The sequence below is a fragment of the Fontimonas thermophila genome (genome assembly GCF_900113085.1).
Taxonomy (GTDB): Bacteria; Pseudomonadota; Gammaproteobacteria; order Nevskiales; family Nevskiaceae; genus Solimonas; species Solimonas thermophila.
Genome location: NZ_FOOC01000001.1, coordinates 201,847 through 218,146, shown reverse-complemented (window position 1 = coordinate 218,146; position 16,300 = coordinate 201,847). Strand labels below are relative to the sequence as shown.

The window sequence follows — 16,300 nt, the reverse complement described above, 5'->3', positions numbered from 1 at the left end:
GATCTTGGCAAGGGTTTGCGTCCGCGTCCACGGCGCGCTGGCCACGAAATCCGCCACGGGATCCACCCAGCGCACACCAAACGAATCCACGCATGAACCTCAACGGTGACAGGCCTGGCGCACCATGCGGACACAGTCGTGGGTGGTATCCGCAGCACGCACCGCGTGGCCGTCGAGTTTCCCGGCGCCTTCAGCCTCCCGGGTTGCGATTTCCACCACCACCCGCTCCCAGGGCGGTGCCTCTTCGTCGAACGCAGCCAGCCGTGCGGTGAGCTTCTCTCCCGCAAGCAGCCGCGCGGCGATCTCGGCATTGTGCGGGCGCGGCACGTAGCCGAGCTTCACCCCCTGCCAGTCGATGCGCACGGCGAGCGGATCGTGGGGGTTGTCGCGCTCGTGCGTGAGGCTGAGCGTAGCGTTCGGCTGAAACTGCGCTTCCACCGCAGGCCCCTGGTGATACTGATAGCCCGCCACCGGCGCAACCAGCAGCACGTTGGGGCCTGGCTGGGGCTGACCGAGCCAGGCGAGCACCGCGGCCAACTGCCGCTCGGTCTTGGCATCGAAGCGCTGCGCCAGGCGCTTTTTGCGTTTGCGGTTCAGCAGCTCCACTTCGATGCGCCCACGCGCTTCGAGCGCTGCCCAGCGGGCATCGGCGCGGGCGGGCTCGTTGAGCACGGCTTCGACCTCGCTGGCAAAGGCGTGCATCGAGCCGGCAACCTCACGGTTGCAGGGTCCGCGCAATTGCACCAGGCAATAGCGCGTGTCGTACTCGACATCCTCGCGCAAGGCCGGCCGGTACTCGGCGGTGGCGCGCTCGCCTGCGGGGCCGCGCAGGGAAAAAATGCGCGTGCCGGCCACCGAAGCCTCCCAATAACCCCGGTTGCCGACGCAGTGATGCATCGCAAGGCCCTCCTCGAGCAGGCCGCGCGGCGTGGTGAGTTCCACGGCCAGCCAAGCCTCGCGCTCGAAGCGGCCGACGATGGCGGGCAGTTCGAGATCCCCGGGCAGATCATCGTCGATCTGCGTCGGCCCCTGCCGGTGCCAACGGCCCGATGCGCCGAGCAGTCCCAGCAACCCATGACAGGCCAGCCACCCCGCGGCAAGCCGGCCCAGCCGCGGCCCGTAGCGGCTCGCGGTGAGCGCGGCCGCCCGCTCGCGCACGGCTTCGAGAAAATCGCGGCAGTCCGCGAGCGCCGTGTGCAGGTTGCCGTAACGTCTTGCCGCCGCCTCCCAGGTGCGCGTCCAGCCCAGGCGAAAAGCGCCGCGGTGCACCTCGGGCCGCTGCGGCAACGGGTCGCCGCGCTCCGTCTCGCCCAGCAAGCCGAAGTAGTTGGCGAGATAAAGCTGCCAGCGTTCGAACTCAGACAGCGTCGGCCGCTGGTTGGCGGGCAAGGCATCGAGCAGCGCCAGATAGCCGCGCCGCGCGGCATGGCTGGGCGCGGGCCACAACGCGGTGTTGACCGGCGCGCGTACGAGGCTGCGCGAGATGCCGTAATGCTGCGCCAGCGCTCCCGTGAGATCGCGCCCCGCATCGATCGCGGCTTCCACCGCTTGATCCTTCTCGCGCCAGGCATGGCGCCTGCCGCCTTCGACATTCGGCGAATGGTGGAAGCTGAGCAGCACCGGCGCCACCAGCGCAGGAAAACGGGCGAGCGCCTGCAGGCGCCGCTCGCGCAGAACGGGCGGCAAGGTCGCGAGCCGGTTGTAGTTGCGCACCGAGGCGAAGAAGCGCCTGGGCAGTGGGTGCGGCGTCTCGCCATCGCGCCGCGTCACCGCGGGCGGCGTGGGTTCGCGCTCGAGCCACAGCAGCAGGCGCATCAGCTCGGCATCCAGGGTGGCGGCAAAGCGCTGGAAATCGGCATCGAACCAGAAACCTGCGTGCCAGCGCACGGGATTGGGCAGCACGGGCGCGGCATAGAGCACCTGCACGAAACCCGTTTGCGGCAGTTGCAACTGGTAATGGTGGCCGCCGACATCGTCGGTGAGCGCTGCGAGGATGGGCGCGATCACCGCATCGTCGCCCAGCCGCGCCTGGCCCAGCCGCAGGGCGAGCACCCGGCCATCGGACAGCGACAGCCACAGGCGCGGGTGTCCGTCCTCCGGCGCAAAGACCTGCCCGGGCAGCCACAGCCGCGCGCGCACGGCCAGCGTCGAAGCAAAAGTCGGCGCTGGCGGGACGGCATGAACAGGTGAAGAGACGTCTTCCATGCCGCGATGATGCGGCGGTTGGTGGCTCACAGGATGAGCCCGTCTCGGTCGGGGTCGGCGGGCTCCTCTGTGTCGGCCCGGTACGCCGCAAACGCGATTCGTCCACCTTGGTCGTGGCGGACGTGGCACGATGCCGTCAGGCAGACCCTAGTCATCCTTGCCCCAGGCATGACCGATCCACAGGCCCAAAAGCAGCGGCCAGATCCAGTGGACACGCTGAGGCGCGGGTCTGGTTGGCGTGGGCGCCGTTGCAGGATGTGTCGCCGCCTGTGCCCGCGCGGCGCGTTCGACGATGTCGTGCTGCACGGCAACCTGGCGCTGCAAAGGCGTCAGCCCCGCGCCGACAAAAAGCGCCGAGGTGAGCGCGAGGATGGCCGCGGCGAGGGGAATCAGCAAGGCCACCGTGCCCAAAAACCACAGCAGCACCGCCAGCATCAGCGCGACGATGAATCTCTGATCCTCGATGAGCCACAACCACAGCGTGATCCACAGCGGTGCGCTGTATGTCCAGAACCACCAGTGGCCTTCGAAGACCTTCCCGATGTAAGCCCCCAGACCTTCCGCCGACCATTTTGGCGGCCGGGGCGGCGGCGGCATATGCGCAACCGGTTGCGCCGCCCGCATGGCCGGGACAACAGGCGCAGGCGTGATTCGAGCACGACGCTGCTTCCGCTGCTGCCGCAGACGGCGGCCCTGCAGCCACGCGAAAGGGTTGCCCAAAACCCGCTCGTGCGGCTCAAGCCGCCGGCGCCAGGGACGGCGCAACACCTTGCGCAAAGCCCATTCGAGCGCCATTGATGCGAAGGTCAACGGCGCCATGAACCACCAGGGAAAACGCAGCAGTGCTGCGCCCGCCACGCCGATCGCGAGGACCGCGAAGGCCCCCACGTAAGCAGCCGGCAGCACCGCCCACAGCGGCTCGTGGGCGTACTGGTCAATGTAGTACCCCCACAGCCAACCGACAAAAATCGCCAGCCATCCCCGCACGTGGCCGTGGTAGCGATGGCGCAGGAATGCGGTGAAGGACGCGCTGCGGGTGTTCATGGTTCATCCTCCTTGCCTCATCCGCTTTGCCGTCGCGCAAGTGGTCCCAGCGCTGCCGTAGAACACAGATACTCGCCTGCGCCCAGGGCCGATCGCATGAGGCACCGGATTGCGAATGCGCGCCGTGGCGGCGGATGGGTTCGGCACCCTCGGCATCATCGATGGCCAGCATCACTGCGCCCACCCCATCCTCGTTCAGAATCGAAAACGGCCATCGGCGGGCCTCGACGGCGGCACGGCCACGGGCGGAAGGCAGGCACCGGGCGCGAGCGCTTCTGCAAGCCCCAGCAGAATCGCGATCAGGCCCACCCCCAGCAGCCGAGGCTGGAGGGCCAGCCCGACCGATACCAGGAACAATCCGGGCCACTTCAGCATGGAGGCATTGTGCGCCTGCATCTGGCTCAGAAAATGAGCCGGAGATCATCGGCTCATCGCGTGGTATGCCTTGCCCAATGCGCCAGAAATCATGGATGACGCAGGCGCGAAAACCGGTTTGCTGTGTCCGCGCCGCGACGTTCAGCGACGATTGCTGCAGGTACACCGTTACATCGGCAATGACCCCATGACATCGATGTCGCCGGTGTATTCCTATTTGCCGATGCAAAAACGGGAGAAGATGTGGCCCAGCAGATCGTCGCTGGTCACACGGCCGGTGATTTCGCCGAGCGCCTCGTGGGCCAGGCGCAGTTCCTCGGCGGCGAGTTCGGCGCCGGCACGTTCGGCGAGCCGGCGTTCGGCCTCGGTGATGCACGCGAGCGTGCGCCGCAGCGCATCGAGATGGCGAGTGCGGGCAGTGAACACGCCCTGTGTGGTGTCAGCCCAACCAGCGAAACGGTGCAGTTCGTGCACCAAGAGCGGAATCCCGTCACCCGTGACTGCCGACAGGCGGATATGAACCCGACCGCCGTCCTCCCAGCGCGCGGCGGCTTGCCGCAGAAGATCGCATTTGTTGTGCACGATCAGGGTCTGCGTATCGGCCGGCACGGCGGCGAGCAGGGCCGCGTCCTCGGCGATGATGCCCTGCGCGGCTTCGACGACGAACAGCACGAGTTCGGCCTGTGCCAGGGCTGCGCGGGCGCGGCGGATGCCCTCGCGTTCGACCGGGTCGTCGGATTCACGCAGGCCCGCGGTATCGACCAAGGTCAGCGGCAGGCCGGCGAGATCGAGGGGCTCGCGCAACACATCGCGGGTCGTCCCCGGAATGTCGGTGACGATGGCGACCTCGGCGCCGGCGAGGCGGTTGAGCAATGTGGATTTGCCGACGTTGGGCCGGCCGCTGAGCGCGACGGTCAGACCATCGCGCAGCCGCCGGCCGCACTGGGCATCGGTGAGCAACTGCTCCAGTGCGCTGCGCAGCGCGCCCAGACGCTGCGCAAGTGCGGCGTCGGCAAGCCAGTCCACATCCTCGTCGGCGAAATCGAGCGCTCCTTCGACATAGACACGCAGCGTGGTCAGCGCCTCGGCGATCGCCTCGACGCGCTGCGACAGCGCGCCATCGAGCGCGCGCAGCGCCGCACGCGCGGCTTCGCGTGTCCCGGCGTCGATCAGATCGGCGATGGCCTCGGCCTGGGCGAGATCGATCTTGCCGTTGAGGAAGGCGCGTTCAGAAAACTCGCCCGGCCGCGCCAGCCGCGCGCCGGCGCAGCAGGCGGCTTCGACCAGCATTTGCAGCACGACCGGCCCGCCATGGCCTTGTAACTCGACGACATCCTCGCCGGTGAACGAATGCGGTGCCGGGAAGTGCAGCACCAGCCCGCGGTCGATGGCCTGCCCGTGGGCATCGCGGAGCTGGCGCAGCGCTGCGGTGCGCGGCGGCGGCAGTGTGCCGCACAGCCGCATCGCGACCGCAGCGGCCTGTGGCCCGGACACGCGCACGATGCCCACCGCGCCGCGCCCCGGCGCAGTGGCGATCGCCACGATGGTGTCGGTCCGCCCGTTCATGCTGCCGCGCCCGCCCGTGTTGATTGCTGCGGACAGCAGTGCTTCAGCGCTTGGCCGCGCGGGCCGCCTCCTCGCGTTCGATCTTGCGGGTGATATACCACTGCTGGGCGATGCCGATCAGATTGCTGACGAACCAGTACAGCACAAGACCGGACTGGAAAAAGGCAAAAAACGCCGTGAGCATGATCGGCATGATGTTCATGATGCGCTGCTGCATCGGGTCCATGGCCTGCTGGCCCGAAAGTTTCTGCTGGATGTACATCGACACACCGAACAACACGGGCAGCACGTAGTACGGATCCGGTGCGGTCAGGTCGTTGAGCCAGAGCGCGAACGGCGCCTGGCGCAGCTCGACCGATTCCAGCAGCACCCAGTACAGCGCGATGAACACCGGGAATTGCACGAGCAGCGGCCAGCAGCCGGCAAGCGGGTTGAACCCTTCTTTCTTGTACAGCTCCATCATCGCTTTTTGCATGCGCTCGCGGTCGTCGCCGTAGCGCTCGCGCAAATCCTGGATCTTGGGCGCGAACTTTTTCATCTTGGCCATCGAGCGATACTGCGCTTCCGAGAGCTTGTACATCGCGGCCTTGACGAGCAGCGTCAGCAGGATGATGGCCACGCCCCAGTTGCCGGTGAGGCGGTGGAACTTGTCGAGCAACCAGAACAGCGGCTCGGAGATCGGCGTGAGGATGCCGTAGTCAAGCGTCAGATCGAAGCCGGGGGCGACATCGGCGACGCGGTCCTGCAGCTTGGGGCCGAGGAACAGCGTCGTTGCAAAGCGGGTGCGTGCACCGGCGGCGATGGTTTGCGGTGCACCGACGTACTGCGTCATGTAGCCTTGTCCGCTCGCCGGCTTGGCGGCGTAGGTCGCGGGTGCGTCCTGCGGCGGGATGATCGCAGCGACGAAGTAATGCTGCAGCATGGCGATCCAGCCGCCGGTCTGCCGTACCTCGTAAGCTTGCTCGGCGAGCTTTTCGAGCTTGGTTTTCTTGAAGCGGTATGCCGTCGTACCCTCTTTCTGCTCGTAGAACCCGACGCCGGTGAACGTGGCGACGAACGGCGGTTCATCGCCGCTCTTATAGAGCGTGCGCACCAGGCGCACATATGGGCTCGCGGTCAGCTCAGCAGCGCTGGCGTTGTCGATCTCATGGATCAACTCGACGCGATAATCCCCGCGCGCAAAACGGTAGATCTTGCGTACCGCGTAGCCGGATGGGTCGCGGTAATCCAGGACCACGTCGAGCGTATCGCTGCCGTCGGCGAGGCGGTACTCGGCCTGCGCCGCGACAAACCGCGTGCGGTGCGTGACCAGCGGCGCCTGCGTGCCGGCGATCCCGCTTTGCAGGACGAAATAGCGGCCGTTGCGATCGTCGAGCAGGGCCATCGGCGTCTTTGGTTGATCCTTCGACACGGCGTAGGCCTTGAGCTCGAGACGGCGCAGCTCGCCGCCGTCGAGCGCGATCTCGGCGCGCAGCAAGTCGGTATCGACGACGATGCGCCCGCCGGTGGCGGTGTCAACGGCGGGCGCAGCTGGCGCTGGCGCTGACGCCGGCGCAACCGGCACGTCGGCAGCGGCGGCCGGCACGTCGTTGCCGGGCGGCGTCGGCATCGCCGCCGGCGGGTTGTGATGCGCCTGCGCCGGCGGATAGTCCTTCTGCCAGGCCTGATACAGAAAGAACAGCACGACGCCGATCAGGGCGAGGAGAATGAAGCGTCGGTTTTCCATCGTTATCGATCGTTCGGATGGTCGCGGTGATCGCAGGGGTGCGTCGTGCCCGGCACCGGATCGTACCCGCCGGGATGAAGCGGGTGACAGCGCAGGATACGGCGCATGGTCAGTGCGCTGCCGCGCAGCGCGCCGTGCACACGAATCGCCTCGACGGCGTAATGCGAGCAGCTCGGGTAGAAGCGACAGCGCGGGCCGAGCAGCGGGCTGATCAGCACCTGATAGACGCGGATCAGGCCGACGAGGAGGACGCCGACAAGGCTGCGATGCGCGACCATAAGCGCTCCAGGCTGCGGTTCAATCCGGCCGCGCCGGCATGCGCGCAGCCGGGCCGCGCGAGGATGACGATGTCGAGCGCACCCAGTTCATGCTGATGCATGCGAAAGCTTTCGCGGATCACACGTTTGATGCGGTTGCGCTGCGTGGCCAGAGCGACGGACTTTCTGGCAATCGCAAGCCCAAGACGGGGGTGACCCAGCGCATTGGCGACGACGATCGCGGTCAGATGGCGCTCCTGGATGCGGCGGCCGCGCTCGAACGCGGTGTCGAAGTCGCCGGGCTTGCTCAGGCGGGCGCGCCGCGTAAAGCGCGCCATGGGTCACGGCGCGCCGTGCTTCAAGGAATCAGGCGCTTGCGGCCCTTGGCACGGCGGCGCGACAGCACGAGGCGGCCGCCCTTGGTCGCCATCCGGGCGCGAAAACCATGCGTGCGCTTGCGGCGCAGCTTCTTGGGTTGATACGTGCGCTTCGTGGCCATGACTATCCCCGACGATTCGGCATAGAGCAAAAAGGGGGCGGAGTTTAACGGTCGGATCGCCGTATCTTCAAGCAGGGGCGGGATGACCCTGTGGATAACTGCCCGGTGAAGGCTTAGACTGCCGCCCCGGCCGCCCCAGCGCGCCCCACTGTTTCTTCGACACAACCCACCATGTATCAAGAGGATCTCTGGGCACAGTCCGTGCGCTGGCTGGAAGGCGAGCTGCCGGACAAAGACATCAATACCTGGGTCCGCCCGCTGCACCCGGTCGTCAGCCAGGGCCGGCTGCTGCTGCTCGCGCCCAACCGGCTCGTGCTCGAGCGCGTGCGCGAAACCTATCTGGCCCAGATCGAGCGCGCGGTGCGCGTGGTCGGCGGCAGCGACGCGCCGGTGGTCGAACTGGGCGTGGGTTCCGCCGAGTCCCGCGTGGGCATGGCCGCACCCGCAACCGATGAGGAAGCACCGTCGGCGCTGGTCACCGGCAGGCTCAACCCAGATTACACCTTTGCGAACTTCATCGAAGGCAAATCCAACTCCCAGGCCCGTGCCGCCGCGCAATACGTCGTCGAAACCCCGGGGGGAACCTATAACCCGCTGCTGATCTACGGCAGCTCCGGTCTGGGCAAGACGCACCTGATGCACGCCGTCGGCAATGCGATCTGCGCGCGCAACTCGCGGGCACGCATCGCCTACGTCGGCGCCGAGCAGTGGATCAACCATTTCATTGCCGCGATCCGCCACGGCCGCACCGATGAGTTCAAAAACCTGTATCGCTCGGTGGACGCCCTGCTCATCGACGACATCCACTTCTTCGCGCACAAGGACCGCACGCAGGAGGAGTTCTTCCACACATTCAATGCGCTGATCGATGCACGCAAGCAGATCGTGCTGACCTCGGATCGTTATCCGAAAGAAATCGATGGCATCGACGAGCGCTTGAAGTCCCGCTTTACCTGGGGTCTGTCGGTCGCGGTGGAGCCGCCGGATCTGGAGACGCGGATGGCGATTCTGATCGCCAAGGCGGAAGCCGCCGGTGTGCCGCTGCCCAAGGACGTCGCGCTGTTCGTCGCCCAGCGCGTGCGCTCCAACGTGCGCGAGCTGGAAGGCGCGCTGCTGCGCCTGATCGCGAGCTCGCGGCTGCGCGGCGAACCGCTGACCGTGGACTTCGCACGCACGACGCTCAAGGATTTGCTCGCCGCCTATGACCGCCTGGTCACGATCGACAACATCAAGCGCACCGTGGCGGCTTACTTCAACATTCGCATCGGCGATCTGAACTCGCCGCGGCGCACCCGCTCGCTGGCGCGCCCACGGCAGATCGCGATGGCGCTGGCCAAAGAGCTGACCCAGCACAGCCTGCCGGAAATCGGCGAGGCCTTCGGCAAGGATCACACGACGGTCCTGCACGCCTGCCGCAAGATCAGTGCGCTACGCGAGACGGATCTCAAAATCCGCGAGGATTACGAGAATATTCAACGCCAGTTGGGGGTTTGACAGCTTGTGTACGACGCCAGTGAAGTAGCCGCGAATGTCACGCCGGACAAGCTGTGGATAAAACGCATGCAGAGTTTATCCACAGCCTGCTGGGACACCGGCCAAGGGACAAAGCGCTCGGCACTTCATCTGCAACACTTTGAATTCAAAATTTTTATTTGATTTGCTCAGCAATCAGGCGCGGGCTTATTGCTGTTGGAGTACCCAAAATGTCCATCGTTTCTGTGATCGGGTGAAGCCATGAAAGTGCAAGTGGGGAGAAACGAATTGCTGTCGGCGCTGTCGGCGGTGATTGGCGTGGTCGAGCGGCGACAGTCTTTGCCGGTGCTGTCGAATTTTCTGTTCGAGCTCAAGGATGACGAGCTGATCGTCACGGCCACCGACCTGGAAATCGAACTGATGGCCCGCGCCCGTGTACAGAACCTGGCTCCCGGCCGCGCGACGGTGCCGGCGCGCAAGCTGTTCGACATCTGCCGCGGTTTGCCGGAAGGCGCCGAGATCAGCCTCGACATCGGCGCCGACAAAGCCCTGCTCAAATCGGGCCGCAGCCGCTACTCGCTGGTCTGTCTGCGCGCCGAGGAATTCCCGGCCATGGGCCGCGTCAGTGCCGGGCGCAGCCTCACGCTCACCCGGGCGCAGCTGAAGAAACTCATCGAGAAAACCCAGTTTGCGATGGCGCAGCAGGATGTGCGCTATTACTTGAACGGCATGCTGTTCGAAATCGCGCGGCAACGCGTGCGCACGGTTGCAACCGACGGCCACCGGCTGGCCTTGAGTGAGCTGCAGGTGGCCACCGGTTTCGACGAGCTGACCCAGGTGATCGTGCCGCGCAAGGCGGTGCTGGAATTGCAGCGCCTGCTCGATGCAGGGGAGGAGACGGTGACACTGCGCATCGGTGTCGGCCAGATCGAGGTCGATCTCGATGCCGTGCGTATGACCTCCAAACTCATCGATGGGCGGTTCCCGGATTACGAGCGTGTCGTCCCGGACCGCGGCGACAAGCGCATGGAAGCCGATCGCGAGACCGTGCGCCGGGCACTCGCACGCACCGCGATTCTGTCCAACGAGAAATTCCGCGGTGTGCGGCTGAGTCTTTCGGACGGCACGCTGACGCTGCAAACCCACAATCCCGAGCACGAGGAAGCCGAGGAGGATCTGGAGGTCGTCTACGAGGGCGCGCCGCTGGAGATCGGCTTCAATGTCAACTATCTGCTCGATGCGCTCGGCGTGCTCGACGGGGAGCGCTTCGTCATGGAATTGAAGAATCCGGATTCCAGCGGGCTGATTCACGGTGTCGGCGATACCTCCAGCAAGTACGTGGTGATGCCGATGCGCCTGTAGGCGCGTTGCCAGGAGGCGTCGCCGCGATGCGGCTACTCCAACTCAAGGCCGAGAACTTCCGCCTGATCCGGACATTGAGCCTGCACCCCCACGGCAGGCTCAATGTCATTTTCGGCGCCAATGCTGCGGGTAAAACCAGTCTGCTCGAGATCCTTTATGTGCTGGGCCGCGGTCGTTCCTTCCGCGGGGCCTCGCCGCAGGAGTGGGAAGGTCCGGACAGGCCGGGCTGGCTCGTGTTCGGACGCGTGGAGCATCCTCTGTCGGCCCTCCGTCAGTCGCTCGGTCTGCGCTTTGCCGGTGAGCAGACCGAGATCCGCGTCGATGGTCGGGCCGCGACGAGCCTGGACTTGCTGCGCACACTGCCGGTGCAAATCCTCGAACCCGGTATGCACAAGATGCTCCAGGAGGGACCGGTTTACCGGCGCAGTTTCCTCGACTGGGGTGTGTTCCACGTGGAACCTCAGTTTCTGCCACTATGGCGCCGGTACCGCCGGGCGTTGCGGCAACGCAACCAGTTGCTGCGTGCCGGTGCCGACGACCGCCAGATTGCTGCCTGGGAACCGGAACTGGCCGAGGCCGGCGAGCAACTCGATGCCCAGCGCTGTGCCCATCTGGATGCCATCCGCCCCGCCGTGTTGGCGGGCATCGAGGTCTTGATCGGGGAAGGTGAGTGGCATTTCGATTTATACCCCGGGTGGACGCGCACGATGGCTTTGCGCGAGGTGCTGGCCCGGCAGCGCACCGCCGATCGCCGGCTGGGGTCGACACAGGCCGGGCCGCATCGCGCCGAACTGCGCATCCGTGCTGGCGGACACCGCGCCAAAAACCGGATCAGCCGGGGGCAGCAAAAAATGCTGATCGCGGCCTTGCTGCTGGCGCAGTGCACGGAGATCGGGCGTCGCACCGGGCGTCATCCGGTGTTGCTCATCGACGACTTCACGGCCGAGCTGGCTGAGCCCTATCAGGCCGCATTGCTCGCGGCCATTCAGGCCTACCCGGGGCAAACCTTCATCACGGCGTTTACACGCAGCGGCGTGCTCGCACGCGAACTCGATGCCGCCGTGTTCCACGTGGAACACGGCGTCGTGACGTCTTCCGCCGATTAAAAACCGCAGCGGCAGACCGCCCGGCGTGTCGGGCCGCGATGGTAAAATCCCGTATTCGCATGCCGCTAGCTGCCATGACGCCCAATCACACCACTGCCGCCGCTTACGACGAATCCAGCATCCAGCAGCTCGAAGGGCTGGAAGCGGTGCGCAAGCGCCCAGGGATGTACATCGGCGACACTTCAGATGGGACCGGCTTACACCACATGGTCTTCGAAGTCGTCGACAACGCCGTCGATGAGGCCTTGGCCGGTTATTGCGACGACATCGTCGTCACCATTCACACCGATAATTCGATTTCGGTCGTGGACAACGGCCGCGGCATCCCGGTCGGTATCAAGTTCGACGACAAGCACACCCCCAAGCGCAGCGCCGCCGAGATCGTCATGTGTGTGCTGCATGCCGGCGGCAAGTTCAACCAGAACAGCTACAAGGTCTCCGGCGGCTTGCATGGCGTCGGGGTTTCCTGCGTCAATGCGCTGTCGAAATGGCTTAAGCTGACGATCCGCCGCGACGGCAAGAAGCACTTCATGGAATTCCGCCGGGGTGTGCCGGTGGACCGCCTGGTCGAGGTGCAGAACGGTGTCGAGGTCTCGCCGCTGCGCATCATCGGTGACACCGAGGGGCGCGGGACCGAGGTGCATTTTCTGGCCGACGAGGAAATCTTCGGCAAGATCGAATATCACTACGAGATTCTGGCCAAGCGGCTGCGCGAGCTGTCTTTTCTCAACAATGGCGTGCGCATCCGCTTGATCGACGAGCGCGCCGGCAAGCAGGAAGACTTTGCGTTTGCTGGCGGGGTCAAGGGCTTTGTTGAGTACATCAACCGCGCCAAGACGCCGCTGCATCCCACTGTATTTCATGCATCCGGTGTGGCGCGTGTGCCGGTCGGCAGTGGAGAGCCGGTGCCGGTGACCGTCGAAGTGGCGATGCAGTGGAACGACAGCTACCAGGAACAGGTGCTGTGCTTCACCAACAATATTCCGCAGGCCGACGGCGGCACGCATTTGACCGGTCTGCGCGCGGCGATGACGCGCGTGATCAACAAGTACATCGAGGAAAACGACATCGCCAAAAAGGCGAAGGTGGACATCACCGGCGATGACATGCGCGAGGGTCTGGCCTGTGTGCTCTCGGTCAAGATGCCGGATCCGAAGTTTTCCTCGCAGACCAAGATGAAGCTCGTTTCCAGCGAGGCGCGGCCGGCGGTCGAGGAAATCGTCGCCGAGAAGCTCGCCGAATTCCTGCTCGAGCGGCCCAACGAGGCCAAGATCATCTGCGGCAAGATCGTCGAGGCGGCGACGGCACGCGAGGCGGCGCGCAAGGCGCGTGAGATGACGCGGCGCAAAGGTGTGCTCGACGGCAGCGGTCTGCCGGGCAAGCTCGCCGACTGTCAGGAAAAAGACCCGGCCAAATCCGAGCTGTTCCTGGTCGAGGGCGATTCCGCCGGCGGTTCGGCCAAGCAGGGGCGCGACCGCCAGTTCCAGGCGATCCTGCCCCTCAAAGGCAAGATCCTCAATGTCGAACGCGCGCGGCTGGAGAAGATGCTGTCCTCACAAGAGGTCGCGACGCTGATCACGGCGCTGGGCTGCGGTATCGGCAAGGATGAATTCAAGCCGGAGAAGCTGCGCTACCACCGCATCATCATCATGACCGACGCCGACGTCGATGGCGCGCACATCCGCACGCTGCTGCTGACGTTCTTCTACCGGCATATGTTCGCGCTGATCGAAAACGGCCACATCTACATCGCGCAGCCGCCGCTGTACAAGGTCAAGACCGGCAAGCACGAAACCTACGTCAAGGACGATCACGAGCTCAACGCCTGGCTGCTGGAAACCGCGCTCGACGGCGCCCGTGTGCAGGCAGGAGTGCATGCGCCAGCGGTGGCCGGCGCCGAGCTGGCCGGCCTTCTGCGCGAATATGCGGCAGTGGCCGAGCTGATCGAGCGGCTCTCCCGCCGCTACGACCACCACGTGCTGACGACGCTGGCCCGTCTTGCACCGGTGCCGGGCGAAGACGCCGGCCTTGCGGCCTGGGCGGAACGTTTTCGCGCCCTGCTTCAGGGCGAGGGTCTGCGCGGGCGCTTCGCCGTGCAGGCCCGCCTCGGCGCCGAGGGACCGTTGGTGCAGGTCGAGCGCGCCGTGCATGGCAACACCCAGGTGTTCCACTTCGGTACCGAGTTTTTCACCGGCCCTGAATATGGCCGCATCGCTGCGCTACGCCAGCGGCTGCAGGCCTTCGCCGGTCCGGGACTGATCGTCAGCCGCGGGGAGCGCAGCGCGGACGTAGACGATTTCGATGCCGCCTATGCCTGGCTGATCGCCGAGGCCCGGCGCGGGTTGCACATCCAGCGCTACAAGGGTCTTGGCGAGATGAATCCGGAGCAGTTGCGCGAAACGACGCTCGACCCCAAGAACCGCCGGCTCATCAAGGTGGAGGTCGAAGATGCCGTCGCCGCCGACCAGATCTTCACGACCTTGATGGGCGAGCAGGTCGAACCGCGGCGCGAGTTCATCGAAAAGAACGCCTTGCTGGTCGGCAATCTCGACCTGTGAGCGCACAATCAAGAAATTCTAAATCGAGCATCCGAAAATCTCGGTTGTTGCGGCGCAACAGAAGCGGTTTAATATGCTCACCGCAGCGCGAGGGCTCTCCCCAACGCTGCACCGAGTCTCCTCCAGTCCCGGGTCCCCCCCGGGATCGCACCTTAAGCCGCTCTTCCCCTGGGCGGCTTTTCTTTTGCTCGCGCGCCGGTAACAGGCACAATCGCCCGATCAGCCTTGCTTGCGACGACCCACGATGCCGAGCACGCGCCCCGTTGTCCTGATCACCGGTTGTTCGAGCGGCATTGGCCGTGCGCTCGCCCAGGCCTTCCATGCGCGCAACTGGCAGGTGTATGCGACGGCGCGCAACCGCGAGGCGCTGCAGCCCCTCGCCGCGCAGGGCATGCACATTGCCGCGCTCGACGTGACGGATGGTGCCAGCATCGCATCGCTGGTCCGGCTGCTGGAGCAGCAAGGCGTTGCGGTGGACATGCTCATCAACAACGCCGGATATGGGCAAATGGGGCCGCTCGCCGAGCTCGATGAGGAGGCCTTGCGGGCGCAGTTCGAAACCAACGTGATCGGCTTGATGGCGGTCACGCGTGCGCTGCTACCCGGGATGATCGCGCGCCGGCGCGGCTGCATCGTCAACATCGGCAGCGTCTCGGGAATCCTGGTGACTCCGTTCGCCGGCGCCTACTGCGCGAGCAAGGCGGCGGTGCATGCCCTGTCCGCTGCACTGCGCATGGAACTGGCGCCTTTCGGCATCCGGGTCGTCACCGTACAGCCGGGTGCGATCCGCTCCGAATTCGGTGCCAATGCAACCCGCGTGCTGCCGGAGTCCATATCGAAGGCCTCGATATACGCCCCGGTTGCCGATGCGATCGCCGCGCGCGCCAATGCCTCCCAACAGCATGCGACGCCTGCAGAGGTATTCGCGCAGCAACTGGTCGCCGCGCTGCTGCGCGATCCGCCGCCGGCCGTACTGCGCATCGGCCGCGGCAGCCACCTGCTGCCGGCACTGGCGCGCTGGCTGCCGCGCACACTGCGCGACCGCCTTTTAGCCCGCCGCTTCCATCTGCCGCGGTTACGCACGCCAGAGGCTGGACCCGCCAGGGGCTGACCGGGCAACAGCGGCAGAGATGGCGGGCTTGCTAACATGCCGCCGTCCTTGGTTGACGGGAAATTTCCATGCGCATCGGTGTCGTCGCCGACGCGAGCTGTGACCTGCCGCCCGAGTTTTACCGCGATCACGGCATCGACATCCTGCCGGTCGTGATCCGCATCGGCGAGCAGCATCTGGTCGACGTCCGCGATCCCCAGGCGACCTTGCGGTTCTACGCCGAACAGCTCGCCGACAAGGGCGTCGATGCAGAGACGCAGCCGTTGCCGGCCGAGGCGATCTACACGCGGTTCTTCGAACGCATCGTGCCGGCCTACGACTACGTTTTTTGCATCACGGCGATGGCGAGCCGCAGCCCGATGTTCGAGAACGCGACCAAGGCCTCGTTTGCGATTCTTGCCGACTGCAAGCCGGCGCGCGCGGCAGCGGGGATTGCCGGTCCGTTTGCGCTGCGCATCGTCGATTCGAAGAATCTGTTCTCCGGCGCCGGGGTACTCGTCGCCGAGGCCGCCAAGCTCGCCCGCGCCGGCGCGCATCCCCACGACATCCGCAGGCGGCTCGACGAGCTGCGCGAGAACATCTGCGGCTACATGGTGCCGGGCGATCTCTACTACATCCGCAATCGCGGCATCAAAAAAGGCGAAAGAAGCGTGGGGCTGATCAGCTATGCGATCGGTTCGGCGTTGGACATCAAGCCGGTCATCCTGTGCTACCGCGGCGAGACCCAGCCGGTGGCCAAGGTCCGCAATTACGAACGCGCCGTGGAGAGGATGTTCGAGCACGTCGCGCGGCAGATCGACCACGGCATCGACACCGGCCACGTCTGCGTCAGCTACGGCGGGGATCCCGACTACATCGATCAGTTGCCGGGCTATCCGGCGCTCGCCGCCGCGGCGCAGCGCAACAACATCGAAATCCTGCGCAGCTTGATGTCGGCGACGGCTGCGGTGAACGTCGGTGCGGGTTGTGTGGCCGTGGCCTACGGCGGCGAGCTGCGCAGTTTCGGCGAATAGCCGGG

Annotated in this window: 14 protein-coding genes; 6 read left to right on the top strand and 8 right to left on the bottom strand. The window is 65.7% G+C overall.

Going from position 1 to position 16,300, the window contains the following annotated elements:
* Positions 1 to 99: 99 nt before the first annotated feature.
* The 8 genes from BMZ48_RS00960 to rpmH form a co-directional block, all read right to left on the bottom strand.
* Positions 100 to 2,205, bottom strand: a complete 2,106-nt coding sequence (locus BMZ48_RS00960; protein WP_091530234.1) for an HIRAN domain-containing protein — start codon at positions 2,203 to 2,205, stop codon at positions 100 to 102.
* Between the two features lie 147 nt (positions 2,206 to 2,352).
* Entirely contained in the window at positions 2,353 to 3,249 is an 897-nt protein-coding gene (locus BMZ48_RS00955) for a hypothetical protein (protein ID WP_091530230.1), read from the bottom strand.
* Between the two features lie 195 nt (positions 3,250 to 3,444).
* Positions 3,445 to 3,624: a hypothetical protein gene (locus BMZ48_RS00950; RefSeq protein WP_143383586.1), complete on the bottom strand. Its 180-nt coding sequence runs from the start codon at positions 3,622 to 3,624 to the stop codon at positions 3,445 to 3,447.
* Between the two features lie 213 nt (positions 3,625 to 3,837).
* Complete coding sequence (gene mnmE / locus BMZ48_RS00945) at positions 3,838 to 5,190, bottom strand: tRNA uridine-5-carboxymethylaminomethyl(34) synthesis GTPase MnmE (RefSeq protein ID WP_091530223.1); 1,353 nt, start codon at positions 5,188 to 5,190, stop codon at positions 3,838 to 3,840.
* 43 nt (positions 5,191 to 5,233) lie between these two features.
* The gene (gene yidC, locus BMZ48_RS00940) at positions 5,234 to 6,916 is read right to left on the bottom strand and encodes a membrane protein insertase YidC (RefSeq protein ID WP_091530220.1); all 1,683 of its coding nucleotides are present in this window, start codon (positions 6,914 to 6,916) and stop codon (positions 5,234 to 5,236) included.
* A 2-nt stretch (positions 6,917 to 6,918) separates the two neighbouring features.
* Entirely contained in the window at positions 6,919 to 7,194 is a 276-nt protein-coding gene (gene yidD / locus BMZ48_RS00935) for a membrane protein insertion efficiency factor YidD (protein ID WP_091530217.1), read from the bottom strand.
* The gene (gene rnpA, locus BMZ48_RS00930) at positions 7,149 to 7,511 is read right to left on the bottom strand and encodes a ribonuclease P protein component (RefSeq protein ID WP_091530214.1); all 363 of its coding nucleotides are present in this window, start codon (positions 7,509 to 7,511) and stop codon (positions 7,149 to 7,151) included. The genes yidD and rnpA overlap by 46 nt, the downstream gene beginning before the upstream one ends.
* A gap of 20 nt (positions 7,512 to 7,531) precedes the next feature.
* Positions 7,532 to 7,672: a 50S ribosomal protein L34 gene (gene rpmH, locus BMZ48_RS00925; protein ID WP_091530210.1), complete on the bottom strand. Its 141-nt coding sequence runs from the start codon at positions 7,670 to 7,672 to the stop codon at positions 7,532 to 7,534.
* 171 nt (positions 7,673 to 7,843) lie between these two features.
* On the opposite strand from rpmH, the gene dnaA reads away from it, so the two are divergent.
* The 6 genes from dnaA to BMZ48_RS00895 all read left to right on the top strand — a co-directional run bounded on the left by dnaA (position 7,844) and on the right by BMZ48_RS00895 (position 16,295).
* On the top strand, positions 7,844 to 9,166 hold the full coding sequence (gene dnaA, locus BMZ48_RS00920; protein ID WP_091530208.1) for a chromosomal replication initiator protein DnaA: 1,323 nt from the start codon (positions 7,844 to 7,846) through the stop codon (positions 9,164 to 9,166).
* Positions 9,167 to 9,406: 240 nt separating this feature from the next.
* Positions 9,407 to 10,507 carry a DNA polymerase III subunit beta gene (dnaN, locus tag BMZ48_RS00915; protein ID WP_091530205.1) on the top strand — a complete coding sequence of 367 codons (1,101 nt, stop codon included), beginning with the start codon at positions 9,407 to 9,409 and terminating at the stop codon, positions 10,505 to 10,507.
* Positions 10,508 to 10,533: 26 nt separating this feature from the next.
* Entirely contained in the window at positions 10,534 to 11,613 is a 1,080-nt protein-coding gene (recF, locus tag BMZ48_RS00910; RefSeq protein ID WP_091530201.1) for a DNA replication/repair protein RecF, read from the top strand.
* Positions 11,614 to 11,687: 74 nt separating this feature from the next.
* Complete coding sequence (gene gyrB, locus BMZ48_RS00905; RefSeq protein ID WP_200769466.1) at positions 11,688 to 14,171, top strand: DNA topoisomerase (ATP-hydrolyzing) subunit B; 2,484 nt, start codon at positions 11,688 to 11,690, stop codon at positions 14,169 to 14,171.
* A 244-nt stretch (positions 14,172 to 14,415) separates the two neighbouring features.
* Positions 14,416 to 15,282 (top strand): SDR family oxidoreductase, encoded by an 867-nt coding sequence (locus BMZ48_RS00900; RefSeq protein ID WP_091530194.1) that lies wholly within the window; start codon positions 14,416 to 14,418, stop codon positions 15,280 to 15,282.
* Between the two features lie 68 nt (positions 15,283 to 15,350).
* Entirely contained in the window at positions 15,351 to 16,295 is a 945-nt protein-coding gene (locus BMZ48_RS00895) for a DegV family protein (protein ID WP_091530191.1), read from the top strand.
* Positions 16,296 to 16,300 lie beyond the last annotated feature (5 nt).